This is a genomic window from Flavobacterium degerlachei (assembly GCF_900106645.1).
Taxonomy (GTDB): domain Bacteria; phylum Bacteroidota; class Bacteroidia; order Flavobacteriales; family Flavobacteriaceae; genus Flavobacterium; species Flavobacterium degerlachei.
In genome coordinates this window covers 83,669-109,967 of the sequence record NZ_FNMV01000006.1, presented here as the reverse complement: position 1 = coordinate 109,967, position 26,299 = coordinate 83,669, and the positions used below count along the sequence as shown (strand labels likewise).

The following is a 26,299-nucleotide window of genomic DNA, read 5'->3' as shown; positions in this document are numbered from 1 at the left end:
ATGAGTTTTATTAGATTTTATTCTAATATTATTTTAAATCAGCGACTATTAATTCAGCAGTTTTTTCACTGGCACCTATACCACCAAGTTTTGCTTCAAGCAAATCGTATTTTTGTAAAAGATTTTTACGGTAGTTAGGCTCTAGTATTTTTTGTAATTCCTTTCGGATGTTTTTTGTATTGCAATCCTCTTGTATTAATTCGGTTACCACTTCCTCGTCCATGATTAAATTGACAAGCGAAATGTATTTTAATGTGATAATACGTTTTGCAATTTGGTATGAAGCCCAGCTGCCTTTATAACAAACCACTTCAGGAACTTTAAAAAGAGCAGTCTCAAGTGTAGCTGTTCCAGAAGTAACTAGTGCAGCAGTCGCAATTTTTAATAAGTCATATGTTTTGTTAGATATAAATTTGATGTTGCTATTAGAAATGAATTTTTCATAGAAGGAATACTCCTGGCTAGGAGCGCCTGCAATCACAAATTGATATTCAGGAAAATCATCTACAACACTTAACATTACAGAAAGCATCTTTGTGATTTCCTGTTTTCGGCTACCTGGAAGTAATGCGATAATGGGTTTGTCATTCAATTGATTTTCGTTCTTAAAAACAATCGGGTCAACTATTGGTTGGTTATGAATAGCGTCTATTAAAGGATGGCCTACAAATTCTACTGGAAAATTATGTTTGTTTTCATAGAATTCTTTCTCGAAAGGCAAAATAACATACATTTTGTCTACATCTCTTTTGATTGCGACAATTCTGTTTTCTTTCCATGCCCATATTTGTGGTGAAATATAATAATGCGTTCGAATGCCAAGCTCTTTTGCCCAGTTAGCGATGCGCATATTAAATCCAGGATAATCAATAAAAATAATTACGTCGGGTTTAAACTCTAGGATGTCTTTTTTACAAATCTTGATGTTGGCTAATATGGTTTTTAAATTAAATAGCACTTCGACAAAGCCCATAAAAGCTAATTCTCGATAATGTTTGACCATTACACCGCCCGTTTCTTGCATCAAATCACCACCCCAAAACCGGATATCTGCATTTTTATCTTCCTTAAATAAGGCTTTCATCAAGTTAGAACCATGCAGATCGCCCGATGCCTCTCCGGCTATAATGTAGTATTTCATTTTTTAAGGATGTGAGTTGGTAATTTGATTTCTGTAAACAAAATTAGTTATTGAATGCGGAGGAATCAAACTATTGGTCTTTTTTTAAATAATCAAAGTAAATAACGCTATCAAAATGACTGCCAAAATCATGCCTCGTGCCATCATTTCTTTGTTTAATTTCAATAAGACAGCAAAAATTATAAGGTCAAGAATACTGCCTAGGGCAATTAATTTCCCTAATGAACCTTGAAATCTCATTGTTTGTACGCCAGTCATGAAATCAAAATCAGTAAATAATCGGATGAATAGGTAGCTGCCTAGTAAGGAAGCTAGAAGACCAATTGCAAATCCGATTAGTATATCCGTTTTATTCATTCCATTTCCAAGTGTTAAGTAATGATGTAGCATGATACGCAGTCAAATCAAATTGAACAGGTACCACGGATACATAACCATTTTCAAGGGCCCATTCGTCCGTGTCTTCTCCTTTGTCTTGGTTTACGAACTCACCTGCAAGCCAGTAATAGTCTCTTCCTTGTGGTGTTTGTCGCTTGTCAAATTTTTCTATCCAAAGGGCTTTTGCCTGACGACAAATTTTTATACCTTTTATTTCTTCTTTTTTTAGTTTTGGAAAATTCACATTTAAAACGACTCCTTGCGGTAATTTGTTTTCTAATACTTCCAAGGTGATTTTTCGAATAAAAGGCTTCATGGTTTCAAAATCAGCGTTCCAGTCAAAGTCCAAAAGTGAAAAACCTATAGCGGGAATTCCCTCAATGCCTGCTTCAACAGCTGCACTCATTGTTCCTGAATAAATAACATTTATAGAAGAATTAGATCCGTGATTAATTCCTGAAACGCACAAGTCTGGTTTTCTTTTTAGGATTTCGTTTACAGCTAATTTTACGCAATCGACAGGAGTTCCGCTGCAACTGTATTCTGTAATTACATCGTTGTCCTTTGATATTTTGTTTAAATATAAAGTACTGTTTGTGGTTATGGCATGTCCCATTCCACTTTGTGGCTTGTCAGGTGCAACTACTATTATCTCACCAATTTCGGCCATTACGGCAATTAAAGTTCGTAGGCCAGGAGCCGAAACGCCATCGTCATTAGTAATTAAGATTAAAGGTTTAACTTTGCTCATTATTGTATTTTTTAGTCGGATTTATGTTGTAAAGGAAAATATAAATTACGCAACGAAGCATATTTGTAACAAAGAAAACAAATTATATTAACTTGATAGATTAAAGCCAAAACAAAAAAAACAATTTTATATCTTTAACAAAAATTTATGTGGAGCCCGCAAACGTTGGCATAATTTTTACCGTACATTAGTTTAAAAATTTGGATGAATACAATTATTAACTTTATGAAAAGAAATTATAAAATACTTCTTGCAATTGTTGCTTTATCGGTAACATTATTTGCATTTAAAATGAAATCGGGAGTAGATTCTAATCCTGATAAAGACAAGTTGCTGTTAGAGTTATTGACTTTTGTTATTGAAAAAGGGCATTATGATCCAGCTACTATAGACGATACATTTTCGAAAGGTATATACAAGGATTATATTCAAGCTCTAGATCCTTCAAAACGATTTTTCTTACAATCAGATATTGATGAATTTTCAAAGTTTGAAACTGAATTAGACGATCAATTATTGAATAAAGATTTGACATTTTTTAGTCTGACATACGACCGTTTGATGAAAAGAATGGAGGAAAGTAAAAAGATATATAAGGGAATTTTAGCAACTCCATTTGACTATACAGTAGATGAGAGCTTTAATACTGATTATGAAAAAGCACCTTATTCCAAAAACCTTGCTGAACTTACTGAAAGATGGAGAAAGCAAATTAAACTGTCTACTTTGTCTTCACTGACAGAACGTTTGAAAATCCAAGAAAATAAAGGTAAAGTTGAAGAGGATAGCTTGTCTTCTGACAGCGAAGCTGAAAATTTAAGCGAATCTAAAATTGATAAAGTAAAAGATCAGGCTGATAATGATAAAGCTAAAAGTTTTGCAGAGTTAGAAAAGGAAACACGTGATAACGCTAAAAAATCATTAGATGAGTATTTTGGTTTTATGAATGATTTAGATAGAGATGACTGGTTTTCAGTTTATATAAACTCTATCACTACTCGTTTTGATCCGCATACAAATTATTTTGCACCTGAAGAAAAAGAACGTTTTGATGTTAGCATGAGCGGGAAATTAGAAGGGATTGGAGCTCGTCTTCAAAAGAAAAATGATTTCACTGAAATTTCAGAACTTATTTCTGGAGGACCAGCTTGGAGAGGAAAACAGCTTGAAGCAGGGGATTTGGTGATGAAAGTAGCACAAGGAAATGGGCAGGCTGTGGATGTTGTTGGGATGCGTCTTGATGATGTTGTAAAAAAAATTAAAGGGCCTAAAGGTTCTGAAGTTCGTCTTACCGTAAAAAAAGTGGATGGTACAATTAAAATTATATCTATAATAAGAGATATTGTTGAAATTGAAGAAACTTACGCTAAATCTAGTGTTGTAAACAAAAACGGATTAAAATATGGGGTGATTTATTTACCTAAGTTTTATATTGATTTTGAAAACAGAGATGGAAGAGATGCAGGTAAAGACATCGCTTTAGAAGTTGAAAGATTGAAAAAAGCAGGTGTGAATGGAATTGTCTTAGATGTTCGTGATGATGGGGGTGGTTCTCTTTCAACTGTTGTAGACATTGCTGGATTATTTATAGAACAAGGTCCAATTGTGCAAATAAAATCAGCAGGTAGAAAAAAAGAAGTGCTGTTTGATAGGGACAAAAAGATTGAATGGGATGGTCCATTAGTAATTATGGTGAATAGTTTCTCAGCTTCGGCATCAGAAATATTGGCTGCTGCGATTCAGGATTATAAAAGAGGAATTATCATAGGTAGTAAACAAACCTATGGTAAGGGAAGTGTACAAAATGTAATTGATTTGAATCAATTTGTACGTAGTAGTGACGTAGGTGACTTAGGTGCTTTAAAAACTACAACTCAAAAATTTTACAGAATCAATGGTGGTTCTACTCAATTAGAAGGAGTTAGTAGTGATATTGTAATGCCAGATAGATATGCCTATTTAAAAATGGGAGAACGTGATATTGATAATGCAATGCCATGGGATAAAATTGAACCAGCTGCTTATACTGTTTGGGATAAAACAACTAATTTTAGTAAAGCAATTGTGAACAGTAAAAAACGTATCGAGCAAAACCCACAATTTAAATTGATTGAGGAGAATGCAAAATGGATTGATAGTCGCAGTGAAGAGAATACCTATAGTTTGAACATGGAAAAGTTTAAAACTGCTCAAAATTCAATTGAAGAAGCGGCAAAAAAATATAGACCTATTTCAAAATATAAAAATGCTTTGCAGTTTGCTTCATTGCCTTACGAGGTAGTGGAAACTACTAAGGATAGTGTTTTAAAAGAAAAGCGAGACAGATGGCATGAAAGTTTGTCTAAAGATGTTTATGTTGAAGAAGCATTAAATGTTTTGGATGATTTGCAAGCTACAGTCGGTTATAAAAAAGACCTTCCAGCTAAAATAAAAAAAGAAAAACTAGCTAAATCATAAGTGTAGCCTACTATACATGAATAATACCACACAATCTTTAACAGCTATTGCGCTCCATAAATTCAAAAAGAATTTTTGGGGCGTTTTTAGTTTTGGGTTTATCCTAATTTTGCTCTTTATTTCCATCTTCGCTTATATTTTAGCGCCGGATAATTCAGTGAATGCAAATCAGATGCATTTATCGATTCATTCAAAACCACCTGGTTTTAGTGTAGAAATGTTATCCATTCCATTAGATGGTAGACCTGAAAAGTCTTTTTCAAATTATTTTCTTGGCTTCCCTAATACAGTTACCGAGGTTGCAATTGAAAGTTACAAAATCATGGGTAATACCATCGAGTATGTAGAATATTCCGATGAACCCTCATTGAAAATCGTGAAACAGCTTGATTTGGGAGCCTTTTCGGGAAAAGAATCCATTGCGTCGGTTGAGCAGGATTTGATTAAGAAACGAACATTTTACCTTGGAACAGATAAGTACGGAAGGGACTTGCTAAGTAGAATGTTGATTGGGTCTAGAGTTTCTATTTCCATTGGGATAGTGGCAGTTTTGATATCCTTAATTGTAGGAATCTTTTTTGGCGCAATTGGTGGCTATTTTGGAGGGAAAGTCGATGCATTGATTATGTGGCTTGTCAATATTATTTGGTCTATTCCTACGCTTCTTTTGGTTATAGCGATTACTTTGGCTCTTGGCAAAGGGTTTTGGCAAGTTTTCGTAGCTGTTGGTTTAACTATGTGGGTCGAAGTGGCACGTGTGGTTAGGGGTCAGGTTATCAGTGTTAAGGAGATGCAATATGTAACTGCTGCAAGAGCACTTGGTTTTGGTGATTTTAGAATTATATTCAATCATATTCTGCCTAATATTATGGCACCGGTAATTGTTATATCGGCGGCAAATTTTGCGTCAGCCATATTAGTAGAGAGTGGATTGAGTTTTTTGGGTTTAGGTGCCCAACCTCCAATACCTAGTTGGGGAAGTATTATAAAAGATCACTACAGTTATATTATTCTTGGGAAACCCTATTTGGCAATGGTTCCGGGTGTTGCAATAATGCTGTTAACATTAGCTTTTATGATGATGGGGAATGCATTGCGCGACGCACTTGATGTAAAAGAATAATTCAGATTTATTAACTTTAATATTTTGAAAATGAAAAATAATCAGTTGTTTATCACTTCACTTTTGGTGGTTAGTCTGACACTATTTTCTTCATGTAAAAAAGAATCTGATAGTTCTAATACGTTTTCAGGGATTAAGGATAGTATGAAGGTTGAGACTTCTAATATGGGTTTTGAAAATGTTTCAAAAGATAAAGCTATAACATTTGATTTCTCGCCGACCTCTACTACGGGTCAAATTATTAAGCATGAGTACTATTCATTATCATATAGTGAAAAGGCAGAGCAGGCGGAATGGGTTGCTTACGAGTTGAAGAAAAGTTATTTGAAAAGGAATAATTTTCAAAGGCCCTATTTTAATGAAGATATTAAAGTTAAAACAGGTTCAGCTGATTGGAGAAATTACAGAAAATCAGGTTATGACAAAGGCCATCTATGTCCAGCGGGTGATATGGGGTTTGATATTAGTGCTTATAATGATACTTTTTTGACATCAAATATTTCGCCACAAAACCATGATTTTAATGCTGGAGTTTGGAATAGACTAGAGCAAAAAGTACGTTATTGGGCGGCTATGTATGATGGATTATATATTGTCACTGGTGGTGTTTTAAGTGATAAAATGGGAACAATAGGTGATGAGGCGGTTATTGTACCTAAGTACTTTTTTAAAATAGTATTAGACAATTCAAACGGTGAATATAAAATGATTGCTTTTTTAGTTCCAAACAAGAGCAGTGATAAGCCTTTATATGATTTTGTTGTCTCTGTTGACAGCGTAGAGAAAATGACAGGAATTGACTTTTTCCCTAAATTAGAAGACAAAATTGAAAATAGTTTAGAAAAGAGAAATGATTATATAGCATGGCTTTTTAACTAATTTTGACATCTAATAATATTTTGCTACCACTCGTTTACTTTATTGGCGTCCATTTTTAGGAAGATAAAAAGTAAAATAGTAAATCCCCATAATCCAGATCCTCCGTAAGAAAAGAATGGTAATGGAACACCAATTGTTGGGAAAATTCCAATAACCATGGCGATATTCACAAAGAAGTGTGTAAATAAAATACCGGCAACGCAGTATCCATAAACCCTACTGAATTTTGTTTTTTGTCTTTCTGCCAAATAAATTACCCTAAGAAATAAACCAACAAATAAAGCGATTACAACTAAAGAACCAGCAAATCCCCATTCTTCTCCTACAGTGGTAAAGATGTAATCCGTGTGCTGTTCTGGTACAAATCCTCCTTTTGTTTGAGTTCCTTCAAGAAATCCCTTTCCTATCCATCCTCCAGAGCCAATAGCAATCTCAGATTGGTTAGTGTTGTATCCAATTCCTTTTAAATCGACTGTTTTACCTAATAAGATATTAAATCGATCACGATGGTGTTGTTTGAAAACATTTTGAAAAACATAATTTACAGACAAAACAAATCCTGACATTACGGCAAATAGAATAGTGCTTAAAACAATATTCCTGTCTGATAACCTTGATTTGAAATGGACGATAGTTATTACTAGTAAAGCTATCAATATCACATATTGTGGTTCTAATAATAGGGTTAGCATAAATAGTAAAATGGTGATAAATCCAGTCCAGATATACCATGCTGGTAAACCTTCTCTATACAGCACGATAAAGAAAACACTGTATATTAAAGCACTCCCAGGATCTGGTTGTGGTAGAATAAGAAGAACTGGTAAAAATACAATTGCAAGCACCTGTATTTGGCGATTAACTTCTTTTAAGTTGATCTGTGAATCACTTAAATACTTAGCTAAAGCTAGTGATGTAGCTGCTTTTGCAAATTCAGAGGGTTGGATTGTAAAACTTCCTATCGCATACCAACATCTTTGACCTGCGATGGTTTTTCCAAATACAAATAATCCTAGCAATGATAATAGCGAAATTCCAAAAATGATACTGGCATATTTTTCATAAAATTTCCCATCTATTCCCAGAATGATAAAAATTAAAGGAATGGTCAATAATATAAAAATCAACTGTTTTTGATAAGTATCCTCTACAGAAGACAATGAGGAGGAGTATATATTCAGCCAGCCCATTATTACTAATGCGCTATAGATGATGATACAGGTCCAATCAAGGTTTTTCTTTATGCTTTGGTTTTTCATTTGAAATGAATCTCTTATTAATTTTGCGTAGTAGAATCTACTGCTATGTCTATTTTTTGTGTTGTCTTTTTAAGGTTAGGATCTTTGGGAGTAGTTTCAATAGCACTTGCTTCCTTCATACCGCCCAAGATTGCATAACGATCTTTTAAACTGATGTTTAAAACTCTGGTTTCTAAATCAGTTCGCGTAATTTTTTTTCTCAAATATTTTTCGATCATCAAGCTGGCAATTGGTCCTGCAATCGTTGCTCCAAAACCTCCGTTTTCAACAAGAATAGCAATAGCAATTTTTGGGTTGTCCTTTGGTGCAAAAGCAACAAAAATGGAGTGATCCTTAAGCTGGACTCTTTTCCCTCCAATTTTAGCGAAATTTTCAGCCGTTCCAGTTTTACCACAAATATCTATTCCTTCAACACGAAGCGTGCTTGCTGTTCCAAAATTATAAACGTCAAACAAGCCCTTTATCATGGGTTTGAAATATTTTTTATCTATAGTTGTTACATGCTTTTTAGTGAATTTTTTGTCAATGCTTGCTCCTTTTATTTTTTTGATCATGTGAGGAGTGTAATAATATCCTTCATTAGCAACAGTTGCCATCATATTGGCTAGTTGTATAGGTGTCATTAAAACTTCACCTTGTCCTATAGAGTTTGAAATTATAGTTGTGCTTCTCCAGCCTCCATTTGGGTAAATACGTTTGTATGTTTTTGAATCTGGAATATTACCTCTTTTTCCAGTAGGCAAGTCATATCCCATAAAATCACCCAATCCGAAGCTTTTTACATGATTGCTCCATACATCAACAGCATAGGCAGGTTTTGCATATTTGTTAATAGTTCGCATGTAAACATTTGCAAAATAAGTATTACATGAATTGTAAATACCATTGTTTAATTGATGCGGGCCGAAACCATGACACTTCATGAATCTTCCTCTTGCATAACTAAAACCATGATGACACATAAACGAGGTTTGCTCATCGACAACTTCTTCTTGAAGCCCAATAAGTCCTGTTAGTATTTTAAAAGGCGAGCCAGGAGGGTATTCTGCTAGTAACCCTCGATCGTAAAGTGGTTTTGCAATGGAATCGTAGTACAATAATGTATAGTTTTTAGAACGCTGTCTTCCAACTAGAATTCCAGGATCGTAAGATGGAGCTGTCACAAGAGCTAATATTTCTCCTGTTTTAGGCTCAATAGCTACGATTCCACCTCTTTTATTGATCATTAACTGTTGCCCATATTTTTGAAGCTCAGCATCCAGCGTTAGGGTGATGTCTTCTCCTTGTACGGCTATAGTGTCGTATTTACCGTTTTTGTACGAGCCTATTTCTCTATTGTATTTGTCTTTTTGAATGTATTTAACACCTTTTATTCCACGCAACACTTCTTCGTAACTTTCCTCGACCCCTTGACTCCCAATTAAATCACCACTATTGTAATAAGGGTTTTTAGCGATTAATTTTTCATTAACTTGGGTTATACCACCAAATACATTAGCTCCAAAATCTACTTCATAATCACGTAACGAACGTTTTTGGACATAGAAACCTTCAAATTTCCTTATTTTTTCTTGAAAAGCAGCAAATTCACTTTTGTTTAATTGGGGTAAAAAAACGGATGGCAAACGGGGACTATAAATCTTAGCTTTGGCTATAGTTTTTATAAAGTCCTCTTTTGTGATGTTTAATAATTGGCAAAATTCTAATGTATCGATATTTTTTAATTCTCTTGGAATTACCATGATATCGTAAGATGCCTGGTTTGCTACTAATAACTTTCCGTTTCTGTCATAAATATAACCTCTTTCAGGGTAGTCATATTTTATTTTGATCGCGTTATTATCTGATTTTAATTTGAAGGTATCATTTATAACCTGCAAATAAAAAATCCGTATCACTAGCAATAATGCTGCAACAATAATGATAGAAGGCAGCAGGAGTTTTCTCATCTTTTATTGGGCTTAATAAGGTATATTATGATTATACAACTAATTATTGTGAATACTGTACTTAGAACTGTTCGTAGTAGGATGTCCCAGAAGAAACTGACCTGGAAGGCTTCCAAGATGAACAGTGTGATATGATGAATAACAACTGACATCAGTATAAATGAAAAACGTTCAGGTGTTAAAACATCATTTAATTTTATGGTTTGGTATTCATAACTAACACCAAAAGAAAATTTAAATATTGTAGGTCGTACATAGGCCAAAACTAAACAAGCTGTGGCATGAATTCCTCCAGAATTAGAAAATAAATCCATGGTTAGACCTAACAGAAAACTGGCTAATAATAGACCAGACCTATTTCCATTAACAGGATATAGTATTATAAATAGAATGTATGGTAATGGGATTATGTATCCCAAAAAATTCATATTGTTGAATATAACTATTTGAACGGCCAATAACAAAATAAACCGAGAAATATTGAGTAACAAAGTGCTATTCATCCTTCTTTCCTTTTTCTAGATTATTAAGTTCGTCGCGGTCTTTGCTTTTTATGATATAGACGTGACCCAAATTAGTCATGTCGTTAAAAAGCTTTATATCTAAAGTATAATAATTGGTTTTATTGTCTATGTAAATTTTTTCAATTGTACCAATGTTGATGTTCTCGGGAAAGATAACGGATTGTCCTCCTGTCACTATAGTGTCTCCTTTTCTTACAGATGCTAATCTAGGAACGTCAATTAATTGAACGAAGCCAGTGCTTTTTCCATTCCAAACTAAAGAACCAAAATGGTTTGATTTTTTAATTTTTGCGTTGATTTGAGATCTTACATTAAGAATGCTGATAACTGTCGAATATTTTGGAGATGTCTTATCTATTATTCCCACAAGTCCTAAGTTGTTGACAACTCCCATATCGGGTTTTATGCCTTGTAAAGAACCTGAATTTAATGTTAAAAAGTTCTCATGAACATTGTATGAGTTATGAATTACTTTAGACACTACTACGTCCTCAGGTAATTCTACCTTTAAATTCATAAAGTTTTTTATTGCCGCAGAATCTTTGGTCTTAAAAAGCATACTTTTTAGCCTAGCATTTTCAAGTGCCAAGGCATCGTTTTGAGATCGCAAATTCAAATATTCGCTGACATTGTTGATTTTTTCGTAAACACCACCACTTAAAAAATTAGCGGAACTAATTATTTTGCTTTTATGGTAAGAATGTGCTTGTATCGTAAGTAAAAACGAAATGCATAATAACAGCAAAAACAGTAGTCTACTACTGTTTTTGAATATAAAATTAAATATTTGCTGCATTCTCTTATTTGATTATTTTGTTTCAGGATACACCTTTGTATGCAATATTCTAAAGATCTTATTTTATTAAGATACTTTTAAATTTAGCAAGGTTTTTTAGCGCCATTCCTGTTCCACGAACTACTGCTCTTAATGGATCTTCTGCTATATATACAGGTAAGTCCGTTTTTTGAGAGATTCTTTTGTCTAGTCCTCTTAACATAGATCCACCACCTGCAAGATAAATTCCAGTGTTGTAGATGTCAGCTGCTAATTCAGGAGGGGTTTGAGATAAAGTTTCCATAACTGCATCTTCAATTCGTTGAATTGATTTGTCTAATGCTTTTGCTATTTCTCTGTAAGAAACCTCAACTTGTTTTGGTTTTCCTGTAAGTAAATCTCTTCCTTGTACAGACATGTCCTCTGGAGGAGTCTCCAGGTCTTCAATAGCTGCTCCAATTTGGATTTTTATTTTTTCTGCAGTACTTTCTCCAACAAAAAGGTTGTGTTGAGTACGCATATAATATACTATGTCATTTGTGAAAACGTCACCGGCAATTTTTACAGACTTGTCACATACAATTCCACCTAATGCAATTACCGCAATTTCAGTTGTTCCTCCACCTATATCAACAATCATGTTTCCTTTAGGCTGCATAATATCGATACCAATACCAATAGCTGCTGCCATAGGCTCATGAATTAGATAAACTTCTTTACCATTTACTCTTTCACATGATTCTTTTACCGCTCTCATTTCAACCTCAGTAATTCCAGAAGGGATGCAAACCACCATTCTAAGGGCTGGCGTAAACATTCTCTTTTTTAATGCAGGTATGCTTTTGATAAACATATTGATCATTTTTTCTGACGCGTCAAAATCAGCAATTACACCATCTTTCAAGGGCCTAATTGTCTTAATGTTCTCATGTGTTTTTCCCTGCATCAAGTTGGCTTCTTTACCAACAGCGATAATTTTACCCGATATTCTATCGCGGGCAACTATCGATGGACTATCAATTACTACTTTGTCATTGTGTATGATTAAAGTATTAGCGGTACCAAGGTCTATCGCGATATCCTCGGTCATGAAATCAAAAAATCCCATAAATTATTTAGGGTTAAAAGTTATAAAATAGCAACGCGCAAAGTTAAACAAATTAATGCTTAAAATGACGTGTGCCTGTAAATACCATAGCAAGTTTATTTTCATTGCAGTAATTAATGCTCAATTCATCTTTTATTGATCCTCCAGGTTGAATTACGGCTGTTATACCAGCGTTTTTTGCAATTTCAACACAATCTGGAAAAGGGAAAAAAGCATCGCTCGCCATCACAGCTCCATTTAAATCAAATCCAAAAGTTTTTGCTTTTTCAATAGCTTGCATTAATGCATCAACTCTTGATGTTTGTCCTGTTCCGGATGAAATAAGCGTTCCGTTTTTTGCAAACACAATCGTATTTGATTTTGTGTTTTTACAAATTTTTGAAGCAAAGATTAAATCTTCGATTTCTTGTTCTGTCGGAGTCGTTATAGTAACGGTCTTTAAATCTGATTTATTGTCTGTAATATTATTTCTTTCTTGAATAAGAAGTCCGTTTAAACAAGACCTAACTTGTTTTTGAGGTAATTCTACTTCATTTTGAACTAAAATAATTCTGTTTTTCTTTTCTTGTAAGATGGTAACTGCCTCTGCATCGTATTCAGGTGCAATAACTACTTCACAAAATAATTTGTTTATTTCAATTGCTGTAGCAACATCAATTTTTGTGTTTGCAATAAGCACACCACCAAATGCTGATGTTGGGTCGCAAGCTAAAGCAGCAACGTAAGCTTCACTTATAGAGTTTCTTGTAGCAAGACCACAAGCGTTATTATGCTTTAAGATAGCAAATGTAGGTCCGTCAACTTTAAATTCGTTAATCAAATTTACAGCGGCATCTACGTCAAGTAAGTTGTTGTATGATAATTCTTTTCCGTGTAATTTTTTGAACATAGCTTCAAAATCACCGAAGAAAAATCCTTTTTGATGTGGGTTTTCTCCGTATCTCAATATTTGTCCATCAGCAACACTTGCTTTGAAAATAGTTTCATCCGTGTTGAAATAATTAAAGATAGAAGTGTCATAATGTGATGAAACATGAAAAGCTTTAGTTGCTAATAGTTTTCTGTCAGCAAGAGTAGTCGCTCCATTTTGTTCTGTGATTAAATCTAATAACATACCGTATTCATCAACTGAAGCTACAATTACGGTGTCTTTGAAGTTTTTTGCTGTAGCACGAATTAGTGAAATTCCACCAATATCTATTTTTTCAATGATATCAGCTTCACTTGCTCCTGAGGCAACCGTTTTCTCGAAAGGGTATAAATCAACAATAACTAGATCAATTTGGGGGATGTTAAATTCCTCCATTTGTTGCACATCACTTTCATTATCTTGACGGTTTAATATACCTCCAAAAACTTTTGGGTGTAATGTTTTTACTCTTCCACCAAGAATTGAAGGGTAAGAAGTGACATCTTCAACTGGGACAACGGGTATCCCTAAGTTTTTTATGAAATCTTCTGTTCCACCTGTAGAATATAAAATTACATTTTGAGAATGTAGTTTTTTTACAATTGGTTCAAGACCTTCTTTTGAAAATACAGAAATTAATGCAGATTGAATCGTTTTAGTTGTGTTCATTATGTAGTTATAATTATAAAATGCAAAAATAGTTTTTTTTTGATTATAAATTTCAATGTAGAGTTGTAACATTTTCTTAAATAGTTATACCAACCTATAGTTCCAGTTTTTATTAGGATTTTGAATAATATTTACAGAATTTTACCATAACACTAAAACAATTTTATGTTAGTATATCTTCGTTTATTAAAAGAAAGTTTTGCCTTTGCATTGAATGCATTGCGCAGTAATATTTTAAGGACTTTACTTTCTCTATTAGGCGTAACCATTGGGATTTTTTCGATTATTGCTGTTTTAGCTGCCGTGGATTCTTTGGATAGAAAGATAAGTAAAGATTTGAGTGGTTTGGATAAAAATACTATTTATGTTTTGAAATTTTCATTTGGGCCAACAGATGTTCCACAGTGGAAAAGAGAACAGTTTCCTAATGTGAAGTATGACGAATATACCTATTTGAAAGGAGCTATGACTGATACGGATGAATTAGCGTATCAAGCTTTCGTTGCTAGAGAATCAATAAAATACGATTCGAGAACTGTAAGTGACGTTAATATGGTGCCAAGTTCTCATGAATTTAGTGATATTGGCGCTTTCGAATTTGAGAAAGGAAGATTCTACAATGAATCAGAAGGAAATTCTGGAGCTAAGGTTATTGTTTTGGGTAACGAAATTGCGAAATCATTATTTGACGATTTCGAGCCTATCGGTAAAAATGTAAGGGTTTACGGTCAGCGTTTTACCGTTATTGGTGTTTTGAAAAAACAAGGTGCTGCATTATTTGGAGATAGCGATGATACTTCAGCCTTTATCCCAGTTAATTTTATCCGCCAATTATACGGAGACAGTAACACTTCTTTAACCAATGTTATTATTTTTAAGCCCGTTAAAGGAGTTGATATGGGAGCGTATAAAGCAGAGATTTCTCAAAAACTAAGGGCTTATCGTGGGTTGAAAGCGGGAGATTCTGATAATTTTTTTATAAATGTATTCTCTGGTTTTACTGATTTAATTGATGGGATCATATTAAACATGAAATTTGGAGGATGGGTGATAAGTCTATTTTCATTATTGGTAGGTGGTTTTGGAATTGCTAATATCATGTTTGTCTCAGTGAAAGAGCGTACTAATTTAATAGGAATTCAAAAATCACTTGGTGCTAAAAATCGATTCATATTATTTCAGTTTTTATTCGAAGCGATTATATTATCTGTAATTGGCGGAATGATAGGCTTGCTTTTAGTTTGGGTTATAGCATTGGTGTTGACTAATGTATTAGACTTTGAATTTGTTTTAGGTATGGGAAATGTTCTCTTGGGAACATTATTGGCTGCAATAATTGGATTAATATCAGGTATTCTTCCTGCTATTTCTGCATCAAAACTGGACCCGGTTGAAGCTATCAGGACAGGAATGTAGGTATCTGAAGTACCTATATTGTTGTGAATTTTCGAATTTGTTGTAATTCATTTATACTATTCTTAACACAGAAATGCTGTCGTTTTTGTAATTTTGTTTTTTAATAAAAACTAAAAATATGACAGCAATTAAAGCTTATGCAGCATACGATGCAGAAACTCCATTAAAACCGTTTTCTTTTGAAAGAAAGGAAATTGGAGCTCAACAAGTGCAAATAGAAATACTTTACAGTGGTGTGTGTCATTCAGATATACATACGGCAAAAGGTGATTGGGGACCAGCTATTTACCCATTAGTACCTGGACATGAAATTGTTGGAAAAATTACAGCAGTAGGTAGCGGAGTTACTAAATTTAAAGTAGGAGAATTAGCTGGAGTAGGTTGTTTCGTTGACTCTTGTAGAACTTGTCATAGCTGTAAAGCAGGTGATGAGCAACTTTGTGATGAAGGAATGACTGGAACTTATAACAGTTATGAAAGAGGTACTAAAACACCTACTTATGGAGGGTATTCAACGAGTATTACCGTAGATGAAGATTACACATTACATATTTCGGATAAATTAGAGCTGTCAGGAGTGGCTCCTTTGTTATGTGCGGGAATTACAACTTATTCTCCATTACGTTATTTAAAAGTAGGAAAAGGACACAAAGTAGGAGTGCTAGGTTTAGGTGGTCTGGGTCATATGGCTGTTAAATTTGCAGCTTCTTTTGGTGCCGAAGTAACGATGTTAAGCCACTCTCCATCTAAGGAAGCTGATGCTAAAAAATTAGGAGCGCACCGTTTTGCTTTAACTTCTGATCCTGAAGTTATGAAGTCATTAGCGAATGAATTTGATGTGATTTTGAATACCGTTTCAGCAGATCATGATTATAATGCTTACTTAAATTTATTGAACACTAACGGTACAATGATTGTTGTTGGGATTCCATCTACTCCAGCAGTTATTCCAGCAGCAACTTTAGTTATGAAACGGAGAAGTATCATGGGAAGTTTGATTGGTGGAATTGCTGAGACTCAGGAAATGTTAGATTATTGTGCAGAACATAATATCACATCTGATGTTGAAGTAATCAATATGGATTATATTAATGAAGCTTACGAGCGTATGAATAAAAGTGATGTCAAATATCGTTTTGTAATTGATATGGCTTCTTTGAAGCAGTAATAAGTTATTAAATAGCATTGCTATTAAAGCAAAAAAAATCCCGATTTACATCGGGATTTTTTATTTATCTAACATCGTTGTTTTGAATCAAATCGATGTACAAGTTGATCTTGTCTTTCAATTCTTTTCTTGGCGTTATAAAGTCTAAGAATCCGTGTTCCAATAGAAACTCGGCGGTCTGGAATCCTTCTGGTAAATCTTTACCTGTTGTATCTCTTACTACTCGTGGTCCTGCAAACCCAATTAATGCACCTGGCTCAGAGATATTGATGTCTCCTAACATTGCATAAGAAGCAGTTGTACCTCCTGTTGTTGGGTCAGTACATAATGAAATGTAAGGAATTTGTGCCTCAGCAAGCTGGGCAAGTTTTACTGACGTTTTAGCTAATTGCATTAATGAATAAGCTGCTTCCATCATTCTCGCTCCACCAGATTTTGAAATCATTACAAAGGGAATGTTGTTTTTGATCGAATGATTAATTCCTCTCGAAATTTTCTCACCTACAACAGCTCCCATAGATCCACCAATAAAGGCAAAATCCATACAGCAAATCACTACTTCTTTACCTTTTGATTTTCCAACTGCAGTACGCACGGCGTCTTTAAGTTTGGTTTTCTCCATTACATCTTTAAGTCGATCTGCATATTTCTTTGTGTCAACAAAGTGCAAAGGGTCTTTTGAAGTCAAGTTTTTATCTAATTCAACAAATTCATTGTTGTCGAATAAAATTTCAAAATAGGTAGCACTACCAATTCTAACGTGAAAACCGTCTTCTGGACTTACGAATAAGTTGCGTTCCAATTCATCAGCGTCAATAATTTTACCGGTAGGTGATTTGTACCAAAGACCTTTTGGAACATCCATTTTGTCTTCCGTAGCCGTCGTAATTCCTTTTTCTTTTCTTTTAAACCAAGCCATATTTTCGAGTTATCAGTTAAAAAGTTATGAGTTATAAATTACAAGATAAACTCATAATTTATAACCCATAATTCTTAATTTATAGTGTATTCACATTGTTCAAGTCAGCAAATGCTTGCTCAAGTCTAGCGTTGAAAGTCAATTCGCTTTCGCGTAACCATTTTCTTGGGTCATAATATTTCTTGTTTGGAACATCAGATCCATCAGGATTACCAATTTGTGTTTTTAAATAATCAATATTTTTTACCATGTAATCACGAATACCTTCAGTAAATGCAAATTGCAAGTCAGTATCAATGTTCATTTTTATTACTCCGTAGCTAATACCTTCTCTGATCTCTTCTAAAGTAGATCCTGAACCACCATGAAATACAAAATCAACTGGATTAGGACCAGTGTTGAATTTCTTTTGTACGAAATCTTGAGAGTTCTTTAAGATTTTTGGAGTTAGTTTTACGTTCCCTGGCTTGTAAACACCGTGTACGTTTCCAAAAGCTGCTGCTATTGTAAAACGAGGGCTTACTTTTGAAAGCTCTTCGTAAGCAAATGCTACTTCGTCAGGTTGAGTATACAATTTTGAACTATCAACATCAGAGTTGTCAACACCATCTTCTTCACCACCTGTAATTCCAAGCTCGATTTCTAGTGTCATTCCCATTTTGCTCATTCTTGCTAAGTATCCTTTGCAAATCTCGATGTTTTCTTCAATTGGCTCTTCTGATAAGTCAATCATGTGAGAACTAAACAATGGTTTTCCAGTTGCTGCAAAATTTTCTTCTGAAGCATCTAAAAGTCCGTCGATCCAAGGTAATAATTTTTTTGCACAATGGTCAGTATGTAAAATTACTGTTGCTCCGTAAGCTTCTGCCAAAGTATGAATGTGTTTTGCTCCTGCAATTCCACCAGCGATTGCCGCTTTTTCGTCTACATTTGAAAGTCCTTTTCCTGCATTAAACTGTGCTCCTCCATTAGAAAATTGGATAATAACGGGTGCGTTAAGTTTAGCAGCTGTCTCAAGAACGCCATTTATTGTGTTTGATCCCGTAACGTTTACCGCTGGTAGAGCAAATCCTTTTTCTTTCGCATAATTGAAAATTTCCTGAACTTGATCTCCTGTAGCTACGCCCGGTTTGATATTGTGTGCCATTTTAATTTTTTTTAGTTGGTTTTTTTGTTTTTAGTTTAAGACAGCAAAAATAAGAATTAATTAGCATTAGAAGGGGTAATTTATCCCAAAATTTAAAACTGAGTGTCCAAAGTTGTACTCGCGAAACCATTTCTCCCCCGTTTCATTAGCGGGATTGTAAGTTTTAAATCCAAAATCAAAGCGTAGTACAAAAAAACTTAAATCGTATCGTAATCCAAAACCAGTACCCAAGGCGATGTCTTTTAGGCTTTTGAAACCAGTGAATGTTGACTTCTCATCAACGACATTATCATAAATATTCCAGATATTACCCGCATCAGCAAAAAGGGCTCCTTTTAAATCGCCTAAAATTTTAAATCTAAATTCAGTGCTCAATGCAATTTTCATGTTGGCTTCATTAAAGTCATTTGTCGCTCCGCTACTTCCGGGACCTAAACTATATGGTTGCCATGCTCTATTGTCATTTGATCCACCTGAGAAATAACTTCTCGAAAAGGGAACGTTATCAGAATTTCCAAAAGGGATGGCGATTCCAAAAAAGCTTCTTACGGCAAAGACCTTTTCCTTCGTCAAATCCCAATGTTTGATATAATCAAATTCCGTTTTTATATATTCTGAATACTCTAAATTAAAGAGTTCATATTTTCCATTGACATTGACAGTCTGATTCGTGGTATTTGAAATTAGCGATAAGAGTGAGCCTGCAGATTCAATTTTTGTTTTAAATAGATAAAAAGTATTGTCCTGTAAATCAGTTTTAGTTGTTTTTGTAAAAGTAAAGTTGGTTGCAAGAATAAAATCATTCTCTGTAAGTCTCACTCTTCTTTCTTCGATGCTTTTTACATCTGCATAATAGCTGTCAGATGAAGTCAAATCTGTTTGTAAATCTAAAACATCGTTTATGAAGCCAGAAGTTCCGCTTTCAATGATTAAATTTTTGTCAGTGTCGTTGTCAAAATAGGTTGATTCCGTATTGTATATTTTTCCAATAGCATTCAAGGCGTCATAGGAAGATCCATAAACATTGAAATAATTGTCAGGATTTAAGTTTCTAACAAATTGCACGTTGAAGAGGTCGAAGCGGGCTGTATTGTTTTTTTTAGGAGTCCAGTTATAAGAAAATGAACCGGTGAAGTTTTCTTTGTCTAATCCAATATTTTGTTGTCTTGCAAAACCTACAGCCATCAGTGTTGATGGAAGCATACTTTTTTGTATGATTTTTTCGGTGGAGAAAGGCATGAAAATTCGTGGGAAATTTAACTTTAAATCAAGTCCATATTCAGAAACATTAAAGAACTGATTGTTTGGGTTCGCCAAATCTTTTGATGATCCAATATTTCCACGCGCTGAAATTTCCAGCGTTTCAGCACCTTTAAAAACATTTCGGATGGTTTCGGAGATGCTTAGTGCGATTCCGATGTCCTGAATGTTGGAATGTGTAACGTCTAGTGAGATTCCAAAACTGAATTTTTTACGTGGTGTTAAATAAATTTTAGCGATTAAAGAGCTGTATGTTGTGTCTCTGGAATCAATCTCATATTGGATGCTAGGGTAGTTAAAAATCTTAAGATTGTTTAAATACCGCGTCGTTAAGACTGTTTTGTTGTCGGCAAAAAGCGAGCCTTTTGTAATGAAAATAGCGTTAGTAATTGCGTGAGGCTTATATTTTAATTTATTTTGACTGTAGAAGTTGAAATTTTTAGTGCTGGTGCTATCTGTTATTTTTAAAGTATTATTGTTGGGAGAGTAGTCCGTATAAATGTTTACATCACTTATTCGATATATTTTAAAAGGCTCAGTTCTGGTAGAGTCTTTTTCCTGATAGGAATAGTCATTGATAATAAGATTGACATCAGCTTTGTTTTTTTTATTAATCGTATCGATGTCATAATTCACGTAAGTGGGTTGGAAAAAATAAACGCCATTATTTCTAAAATGGGAGGCAATTCTATTTTTTTCATCTTCAAAATCAACGGTTCGGTACTGCTTTCCAGACTTAATGATGCTATTGTCTCTAATTGTCTCGTATAATGAGTCTAAAACGGGGGTGCTGATGCTTGTTTTTATAGTGTCAAGTAAATAGCCGTTTCCAGTTTTGATTTCGTATTTTACTTTTGCTCTTTTGATACTTATAGTGTCAATTTCATTGTTTGCTGTTACATTAAAGAAACCATTATTGAAATAGTAATATTTTAAACGTAATAATGATTTATCAGTTTTTTGTTTTTCAATAATTACTGGTGGTTCACCTGTTTTTTTTAAAAAATCATGGATTCCATGGTACCAAAATGATTTTCCAAGACGATCGACTTGTTTTGCTGATAGCCACTTGGATTTTCTTTCGTATTTCCCCGGATTATTAGTAAATTTGGCTTGGTAAGTGGAGTCAGGGTTTAGATTTGCTAAATTGTATAAATTCAAACGCAAACGATAGCCTAATAGCAAGGTACTGTTTGGTTTTTGATACAGTTGATTAAAGACATTTTCTTCCTTGGTAGCTTTGCCATTTACTGTTATTTGATTTTTTATCAGGAGTTGTTTTCCATCAGGAACCCTTTTTTCAGCGTTACAAGCTAAAATTAGTGTTGCTATTAGGATAAATGCTGCTATTTTTGTCGAAATTTTTCTCAAGTGTTCTAAAATATTTAATCCAAAAGTACATATTTTTATGGTTAGTAAAAACCAAATAAAACTTATATCGAGTTTACAACAAAAAAAGTATCGAATTGCCCATCAATTGTTTTTTGCCGAAGGTGTAAAAGTGATTCAAGAATTATTAGAATCTAATTTTGAACTTGACCATTTATACACTACTCAAAACGATTTTGAAGATGTTTTATTTGCAAAAAAGACTTTGGTACATGAAACGGATTTAAAAAAAATAAGTGCTTTGGCAACACCAAATACTTGTTTGGCTGTATTTAAAATGCCTGTTGAGAAAAAAGTGAAGGAATCCGGTTTAATTGTTGCTTTAGACTCCATACGTGACCCAGGGAACTTGGGGACAATTTTGAGATTGTGTGATTGGTTTGGCGTTGAACAATTAGTGTGTTCAAAGGAAACAGTTGATATCTATAATCCTAAAGTGGTACAGGCAACAATGGGGTCTATTGCAAGAGTAAATGTAAGCTATGTTGATTTAAAAGAGTTTATTTCAGAGACTCAATTACCCGTTTTTGGTACTTTTATGGATGGCTTGAATATTTATAAAACCAGCTTACCGCAAGAAGGAATAATTATCATGGGTAATGAGGCGAACGGTATTTCTGAAGAACTTGAGAAAGTGATTGAAAACAGACTTTCAATTCCTCGTTTTGGCGAGGTTCAAAAAACGGAGAGTTTAAATGTGGCAACAGCTACAGCGATTATCCTTAGTGAGTTTAGAAGAGGCTAGGAAAGGATACTAAAAAAGGGAAAGCGATTACTAATACTTAGTGAAACGTAAAGTTAATCAGGATCGCTCTTGACTTTAAGGATTCGATATTTCCGGTCCAAGGACTATTTATGTCTTTGTCGCGAATTAACTCATCAGAAATTCCAAAAACACCTCTTATTGAAGGAGAGAATATGAAATATTCCGAAAATAAATCAATACCAAAACCCAGCTCATAATTGGTAGTCCATGATTTTACTCTAAATCTCTGTTCGGCATTATCGTCTTTTGATTTTGAATTACTAGATAAATTCAAAGTCGCGGAAACACCTCCCAATAAATAAGGGCGTATATTACCTGTTCGCATTGAGGAAAACTTCAATAGTAAAGGGAAATGGATATAAGTACTATTTACCTCTCTTAATTTATCTGAAGGTGTCGCTGTCGTTTCAAAATAAGAATCAGGATAGTTTAAATCTCTTTTTGTGTAATATAGGCCAGGTTCAAATCGCAAATTAATGTATTCCTGAAGCTTTAGATCTGCCACAATACCCACATTGAATCCCGTTGTTTTTTTAACTTGGATGTCAGGACTTACTGTTCTGTAATCTATCTTGAAATCAAACGAGTTGAATCCTAAATAATAGCCATAGTATATTCTGTCTTTTTGAAAATTCTCCAAATTTATTATAGGGTCTTTAGCGAACATGCTATTTTTAAACTGTGAGTTGCCTTTAAAAGACAAAACGAGTAAAATAAGGACAACTATTTTTTTCATATGGGAAATATCTCTATGGATTATTTTTTAGATGCTGAATAGATAGTGGCTACTCCAAAGGTTTGAGGCATCGCTATCACATCTATAAACCCAACTTTCTTCAAAATATTGTTTAAAGCTTCTCCATAAGGGAAAGCCGCTGCTGATTCTGAGAGATAACCGTAGGCTACATTGTCTTTGGAAAACAATTTTCCAATTATAGGTAGTATGTTTTTGCTGTAAAAATTATAACCTTGTTTGTACGGTGTTTTATCTGGTACAGAAGTTTCTAAAATCACAAATACCCCGTTTGGTTTTAAAACTCTTAGTATTTCAGCTAATCCTTTTTCGAGTGTTTCAAAGTTTCTAACTCCAAAAGCGACGGTTATGGCGTCAAATGAATTGTCTTCAAAAGGCATGTTTTCTGAATCACCCAAAATCATTTCTATAGTATTAGAAAGTTTCTTATCGGCAATCTTTTTTACTCCCACTTCAAGCATACCAGCAGATATGTCCAAGCCAACAATTTTTTCAGCATTTGTTTGTGCCATTAAAATAGCCAAATCACCGGTTCCTGTCGCGATATCCAAAATTGTTTTCGGATTCGATTCAGCTACAATTTGCAAAACCTTTTTACGCCACTTGATATCTATTCCAAAAGAAATGACGCGATTTAAGTTGTCGTAATTCCCAGATATGGTATCGAACATTTTTGCAACTTGTTCTTTTTTGCCTAGAGCTGAATTTTTGTAGGGTGTTATGTTTTTTGACATTTTTTTTAATTTGCACAAATATAATACAATCTAGTTTGAACTATAAAAGAGATTACGGAAAAGGAAGAAAAATTATTCTATAAAGGAGTTTTATTTTTGAATTTAGACAAAAATAGCATGGAAGAAGTTAATTGTAAAATAATTGAAATATCACTAAAAGTGGGTATTGTGGCTAAGGATAATTATGACGAATTTTACAATGTTAAATAGAATGATTTAATTCAATGATCAAAAGGGAATTAATGAACCAAATCAAGTGGTTGCTTCTTGCGCTAATCATATCGCTTGTTCTTGTTGGTTTTTTTGATGGTGCTGTATTAAAAAGCAGTAGTGCATATTTAGCGCAACATACGTTCTTAGGATTAAATTTGTTTTTGGAAATTTTAATTTTCTATGTCTTTAGTACCTTCGTGGTATTTGGTATTAAAGGCTTTTTTGAGATGTACTCTCAAAAAACATCAAATGTTATCATCTTCATTTCTGGAGTATTTTTAGCATTTGTTATTTTTGTATTAAGTTATCAAATTCTCTTTCAAGAGTAGGTCATTTTCCCGATCATTGATGTAAAAAAAAACACCCCAACTTGTTGGGGTGTTTTTATTTTCTAGAATATGTTTGATAGGTATAATCAAAAAGATGTTTCTCATCCTTTGATTGAAATTCAGAACTTGTAATCTCCCATTCCTCTATGTTTATCTCCGGAAAAAAAGCATCTGCCTCAAAATTGTGATGAACTACTGTGAGTTCAATTTTGTCTGAAAAAGGCATTCCCAATTTATAGATTTCTCCACCGCCAATAATGAAGGATGTTTCATCCTTAGGGCAAATTTCTAATGCTTTTTCCATGCTGCTTACAACAAGACAGCCTTCTGGATTGTAGTCTTCTTGTCTGCTTATGACAATATGGGTTCTGTTAGGAAGCGGTTTAGGGAAGCTTTCAAATGTTTTTCTTCCCATAATGATATGATGTCCTGAAGTAAGGTTTTTAAATCGTTTGAAGTCATTTGGTAAATGCCAGACTAATTCGTTATTTTTTCCAAGTGCATTGTTTTCCGATGCAGCCGCAATCATTATTATCATAATTGTTGTTCTTGTTTTGAAGTGTCTTCGATAATATGCGTTTCTAACTCAGCTATTTTTTTTTGCTGTAAAGCGACAAGACGGTCTATCTGTTCCCTTTCCCAGTTTTTATTCATGAAACGATCCGTAATGTATACTTTGATAAAGTGCAAAATAAAAAGGAATAACCAGACTGTAATTAACCATATATACCAGTTTGCATCTGGACTAAAATTAAAAATTTTTGTAGAAACAAAAATAAATAAACTCACTAAAAACAAAAGGACAAAATGAAAATAGAGCCCTTTCTTTTGTTTTATTCTTTTACGGGCATATTCGTAGAGTTCATGTTGCTCTCTTTCCATAAGTTAAATTTTAGTTGATAAAGATAAAATTTAATTTGTTAAGTCACTATTTAGGATTGGGAATATTTATTGTGAAAACGTTTTCTTTTTTATTTAATAAAATTTAGTATCTGTTAATTTAATAATTTGGCTAAAATTTAACATAGTTTAGCTCATTGTCCTAAAACTTTGTGCTGTACATGAAAAGTTCGCTGAAATTTGTTTTCTTTGTTGCATAAATCTAAAAATGAAATAGTTATGTCGATAAAAAAACAATTTATAAAAACAAAACCGGTTTGTAAAGTTACTTTTTCGGTGGAGGCTAAGGAAGCAAATGTAGCTTCGGTTATTGGTGATTTTAACAATTGGAATCCTGAGGAAGGAGCTTTAAGTAAGTTGAAAAATGGAACTTTTAAAGGTGTTTTTAATATAGATAAAGACGCATCTTATGAATTTAAATATGTAATTGACGGTGCTTTTGTCAATGAAACAGAATCAGATTCTTTCTTATGGAATGAATTTGCAGGTAATGAAAACGGTGTTTTGACTGTATAGTTAAAACACCTTTTTTATTTTAAACGGCAACGCTGCCTTTTATTCCTGGATGTGGTTCATATCCTTCAAGGGTGAAGTCGTTAAAATCAAATTCGAATATGTCTTTTATTGCAGGGTTCAATATCATTTTTGGTAATGATTTTGGTTCCCTGGATAATTGCAATTCTAGTTGTTCAAAATGATTGTTGTAAATATGTGCATCGCCAAAAGTGTGGATAAATTCTCCAGCTTCTAAATCACACACTTGAGCAATCATCATTGTCAACAGTGCGTATGAGGCAATATTAAAGGGCACTCCTAAAAAGATGTCGGCGCTTCGCTGGTATAGCTGGCAGGATAGTTTGCCGTCGGCTACATAAAATTGAAAGAATGCATGACAAGGGGGTAGTGCTGCTTTGTTGTTAGCAACGTTTTCGTCAAATGATTTTGTAGTGTCCGGCAGTACTGATGGGTTCCAAGCGGAAACAATCATTCTGCGGCTATTGGGATTGGTTTTTAGTTCTTTAATCAGATCTTTAATTTGATCTATTTCTTCACTGTTCCAGTTGCGCCATTGGTGGCCGTATACTGGTCCCAAATCTCCATTTTTATCAGCCCAAGAATCCCAGATTTTAACTCCGTTATCTTGAAGATATTTAATATTTGTATCCCCTTTCAGGAACCAAAGCAATTCGTAAACAATAGATTTAAGGTGTAGTTTTTTTGTGGTAACCATTGGGAAACCTTCACTTAGGTCAAAACGCATTTGGTGTCCAAAAACACTTTTTGTACCAGTACCAGTTCGGTCTCCTTTTTGACAACCGTTTTCCATCACGTGTTGCACTAAATCTAAATATTGCTTCATTGAAAGGTTTATTTGGTAATT

25 protein-coding genes are annotated in these 26,299 nt (G+C 33.9%); 8 read left to right on the top strand and 17 right to left on the bottom strand.

Annotated elements, in window-relative coordinates; translation table 11 throughout:
• Positions 1 to 28: 28 nt before the first annotated feature.
• The 3 genes from lpxB to surE all read right to left on the bottom strand — a co-directional run bounded on the left by lpxB (position 29) and on the right by surE (position 2,270).
• The gene (lpxB, locus tag BLV91_RS07640) at positions 29 to 1,141 is read right to left on the bottom strand and encodes a lipid-A-disaccharide synthase (protein WP_091431444.1); all 1,113 of its coding nucleotides are present in this window, start codon (positions 1,139 to 1,141) and stop codon (positions 29 to 31) included.
• Between the two features lie 84 nt (positions 1,142 to 1,225).
• Entirely contained in the window at positions 1,226 to 1,498 is a 273-nt protein-coding gene (locus BLV91_RS07635; protein WP_091431442.1) for a hypothetical protein, read from the bottom strand.
• Positions 1,491 to 2,270, bottom strand: coding sequence for a 5'/3'-nucleotidase SurE (gene surE / locus BLV91_RS07630; protein ID WP_091431440.1), 780 nt, complete (start codon positions 2,268 to 2,270; stop codon positions 1,491 to 1,493). The genes BLV91_RS07635 and surE overlap by 8 nt, the downstream gene beginning before the upstream one ends.
• A gap of 204 nt (positions 2,271 to 2,474) precedes the next feature.
• Here surE and BLV91_RS07625 point away from each other — a divergent pair, with 204 nt between their 5' ends.
• Genes BLV91_RS07625 through BLV91_RS07615 form a run of 3 tightly spaced genes read left to right on the top strand, consistent with a single transcriptional unit; the run spans position 2,475 to position 6,729 of the window.
• Positions 2,475 to 4,727, top strand: coding sequence for a carboxy terminal-processing peptidase (locus tag BLV91_RS07625; RefSeq protein ID WP_091431438.1), 2,253 nt, complete (start codon positions 2,475 to 2,477; stop codon positions 4,725 to 4,727).
• A 16-nt stretch (positions 4,728 to 4,743) separates the two neighbouring features.
• Positions 4,744 to 5,850: an ABC transporter permease gene (locus tag BLV91_RS07620; RefSeq protein ID WP_091431436.1), complete on the top strand. Its 1,107-nt coding sequence runs from the start codon at positions 4,744 to 4,746 to the stop codon at positions 5,848 to 5,850.
• 30 nt (positions 5,851 to 5,880) lie between these two features.
• Positions 5,881 to 6,729, top strand: a complete 849-nt coding sequence (locus BLV91_RS07615; protein ID WP_091431435.1) for a DNA/RNA non-specific endonuclease — start codon at positions 5,881 to 5,883, stop codon at positions 6,727 to 6,729.
• Positions 6,730 to 6,752: 23 nt separating this feature from the next.
• Here the strand turns inward: BLV91_RS07615 and rodA are convergent, their stop codons facing one another.
• From rodA to purH, 6 genes are read right to left on the bottom strand one after another with little or no spacing between them, the layout of a single operon-like run.
• Positions 6,753 to 7,988, bottom strand: coding sequence for a rod shape-determining protein RodA (gene rodA / locus BLV91_RS07610; RefSeq protein ID WP_091431433.1), 1,236 nt, complete (start codon positions 7,986 to 7,988; stop codon positions 6,753 to 6,755).
• 17 nt (positions 7,989 to 8,005) lie between these two features.
• On the bottom strand, positions 8,006 to 9,937 hold the full coding sequence (mrdA, locus tag BLV91_RS07605) for a penicillin-binding protein 2 (protein ID WP_091431432.1): 1,932 nt from the start codon (positions 9,935 to 9,937) through the stop codon (positions 8,006 to 8,008).
• Complete coding sequence (locus BLV91_RS07600; RefSeq protein WP_091431430.1) at positions 9,934 to 10,440, bottom strand: rod shape-determining protein MreD; 507 nt, start codon at positions 10,438 to 10,440, stop codon at positions 9,934 to 9,936. Before BLV91_RS07600 ends, mrdA begins: the two co-directional genes overlap by 4 nt.
• The gene (gene mreC / locus BLV91_RS07595) at positions 10,433 to 11,257 is read right to left on the bottom strand and encodes a rod shape-determining protein MreC (protein WP_091431427.1); all 825 of its coding nucleotides are present in this window, start codon (positions 11,255 to 11,257) and stop codon (positions 10,433 to 10,435) included. Before mreC ends, BLV91_RS07600 begins: the two co-directional genes overlap by 8 nt.
• A 58-nt stretch (positions 11,258 to 11,315) precedes the next feature.
• Complete coding sequence (locus tag BLV91_RS07590) at positions 11,316 to 12,344, bottom strand: rod shape-determining protein (RefSeq protein ID WP_007137247.1); 1,029 nt, start codon at positions 12,342 to 12,344, stop codon at positions 11,316 to 11,318.
• A gap of 52 nt (positions 12,345 to 12,396) precedes the next feature.
• Complete coding sequence (gene purH, locus BLV91_RS07585; protein ID WP_091431662.1) at positions 12,397 to 13,923, bottom strand: bifunctional phosphoribosylaminoimidazolecarboxamide formyltransferase/IMP cyclohydrolase; 1,527 nt, start codon at positions 13,921 to 13,923, stop codon at positions 12,397 to 12,399.
• A gap of 165 nt (positions 13,924 to 14,088) precedes the next feature.
• Between purH and BLV91_RS07580 the strand changes: the two genes are divergently transcribed.
• Together BLV91_RS07580 and BLV91_RS07575 are read left to right on the top strand one after the other, a co-directional pair.
• Positions 14,089 to 15,339, top strand: a complete 1,251-nt coding sequence (locus tag BLV91_RS07580; protein ID WP_091431424.1) for an ABC transporter permease — start codon at positions 14,089 to 14,091, stop codon at positions 15,337 to 15,339.
• Positions 15,340 to 15,457: 118 nt separating this feature from the next.
• Entirely contained in the window at positions 15,458 to 16,507 is a 1,050-nt protein-coding gene (locus tag BLV91_RS07575; protein WP_091431422.1) for an NAD(P)-dependent alcohol dehydrogenase, read from the top strand.
• 64 nt (positions 16,508 to 16,571) lie between these two features.
• Here BLV91_RS07575 and accD read toward each other — a convergent pair whose 3' ends face one another.
• The 3 genes from accD to tamL all read right to left on the bottom strand — a co-directional run bounded on the left by accD (position 16,572) and on the right by tamL (position 21,204).
• Positions 16,572 to 17,426 (bottom strand): acetyl-CoA carboxylase, carboxyltransferase subunit beta, encoded by an 855-nt coding sequence (gene accD, locus BLV91_RS07570; protein WP_091431418.1) that lies wholly within the window; start codon positions 17,424 to 17,426, stop codon positions 16,572 to 16,574.
• Positions 17,427 to 17,505: 79 nt separating this feature from the next.
• A complete protein-coding gene (gene fbaA / locus BLV91_RS07565; RefSeq protein WP_091431415.1) occupies positions 17,506 to 18,573 on the bottom strand; it encodes a class II fructose-bisphosphate aldolase in 1,068 nt (355 codons plus the stop codon).
• 66 nt (positions 18,574 to 18,639) lie between these two features.
• On the bottom strand, positions 18,640 to 21,204 hold the full coding sequence (gene tamL / locus BLV91_RS07560) for a translocation and assembly module lipoprotein TamL (protein ID WP_091431412.1): 2,565 nt from the start codon (positions 21,202 to 21,204) through the stop codon (positions 18,640 to 18,642).
• A gap of 37 nt (positions 21,205 to 21,241) precedes the next feature.
• On the opposite strand from tamL, the gene BLV91_RS07555 reads away from it, so the two are divergent.
• The gene (locus BLV91_RS07555) at positions 21,242 to 21,967 is read left to right on the top strand and encodes a TrmH family RNA methyltransferase (protein WP_091431410.1); all 726 of its coding nucleotides are present in this window, start codon (positions 21,242 to 21,244) and stop codon (positions 21,965 to 21,967) included.
• Positions 21,968 to 22,004: 37 nt separating this feature from the next.
• Here the strand turns inward: BLV91_RS07555 and porT are convergent, their stop codons facing one another.
• Both porT and ubiE read right to left on the bottom strand, forming a co-directional pair.
• Entirely contained in the window at positions 22,005 to 22,724 is a 720-nt protein-coding gene (gene porT / locus BLV91_RS07550; RefSeq protein ID WP_175513971.1) for a type IX secretion/gliding motility protein PorT/SprT, read from the bottom strand.
• A gap of 20 nt (positions 22,725 to 22,744) precedes the next feature.
• Positions 22,745 to 23,476: a bifunctional demethylmenaquinone methyltransferase/2-methoxy-6-polyprenyl-1,4-benzoquinol methylase UbiE gene (gene ubiE, locus BLV91_RS07545; protein WP_091431405.1), complete on the bottom strand. Its 732-nt coding sequence runs from the start codon at positions 23,474 to 23,476 to the stop codon at positions 22,745 to 22,747.
• Positions 23,477 to 23,718: 242 nt separating this feature from the next.
• Between ubiE and BLV91_RS07540 the strand changes: the two genes are divergently transcribed.
• Positions 23,719 to 24,018 (top strand): hypothetical protein, encoded by a 300-nt coding sequence (locus BLV91_RS07540; RefSeq protein WP_091431661.1) that lies wholly within the window; start codon positions 23,719 to 23,721, stop codon positions 24,016 to 24,018.
• Positions 24,019 to 24,073: 55 nt separating this feature from the next.
• On the opposite strand, the gene BLV91_RS07535 is transcribed toward BLV91_RS07540, so the two are convergent.
• Together BLV91_RS07535 and BLV91_RS07530 are read right to left on the bottom strand one after the other, a co-directional pair.
• Positions 24,074 to 24,556, bottom strand: a complete 483-nt coding sequence (locus BLV91_RS07535) for a dihydrofolate reductase (protein ID WP_091431403.1) — start codon at positions 24,554 to 24,556, stop codon at positions 24,074 to 24,076.
• Positions 24,553 to 24,900, bottom strand: coding sequence for a 2TM domain-containing protein (locus BLV91_RS07530; protein ID WP_091431401.1), 348 nt, complete (start codon positions 24,898 to 24,900; stop codon positions 24,553 to 24,555). Before BLV91_RS07530 ends, BLV91_RS07535 begins: the two co-directional genes overlap by 4 nt.
• A gap of 237 nt (positions 24,901 to 25,137) precedes the next feature.
• On the opposite strand from BLV91_RS07530, the gene BLV91_RS07525 reads away from it, so the two are divergent.
• Positions 25,138 to 25,434 carry an isoamylase early set domain-containing protein gene (locus BLV91_RS07525; RefSeq protein ID WP_091431399.1) on the top strand — a complete coding sequence of 99 codons (297 nt, stop codon included), beginning with the start codon at positions 25,138 to 25,140 and terminating at the stop codon, positions 25,432 to 25,434.
• Between the two features lie 19 nt (positions 25,435 to 25,453).
• On the opposite strand, the gene BLV91_RS07520 is transcribed toward BLV91_RS07525, so the two are convergent.
• Complete coding sequence (locus BLV91_RS07520) at positions 25,454 to 26,278, bottom strand: thymidylate synthase (protein WP_091431397.1); 825 nt, start codon at positions 26,276 to 26,278, stop codon at positions 25,454 to 25,456.
• Between the last annotated feature and the right edge of the window lie 21 nt (positions 26,279 to 26,299).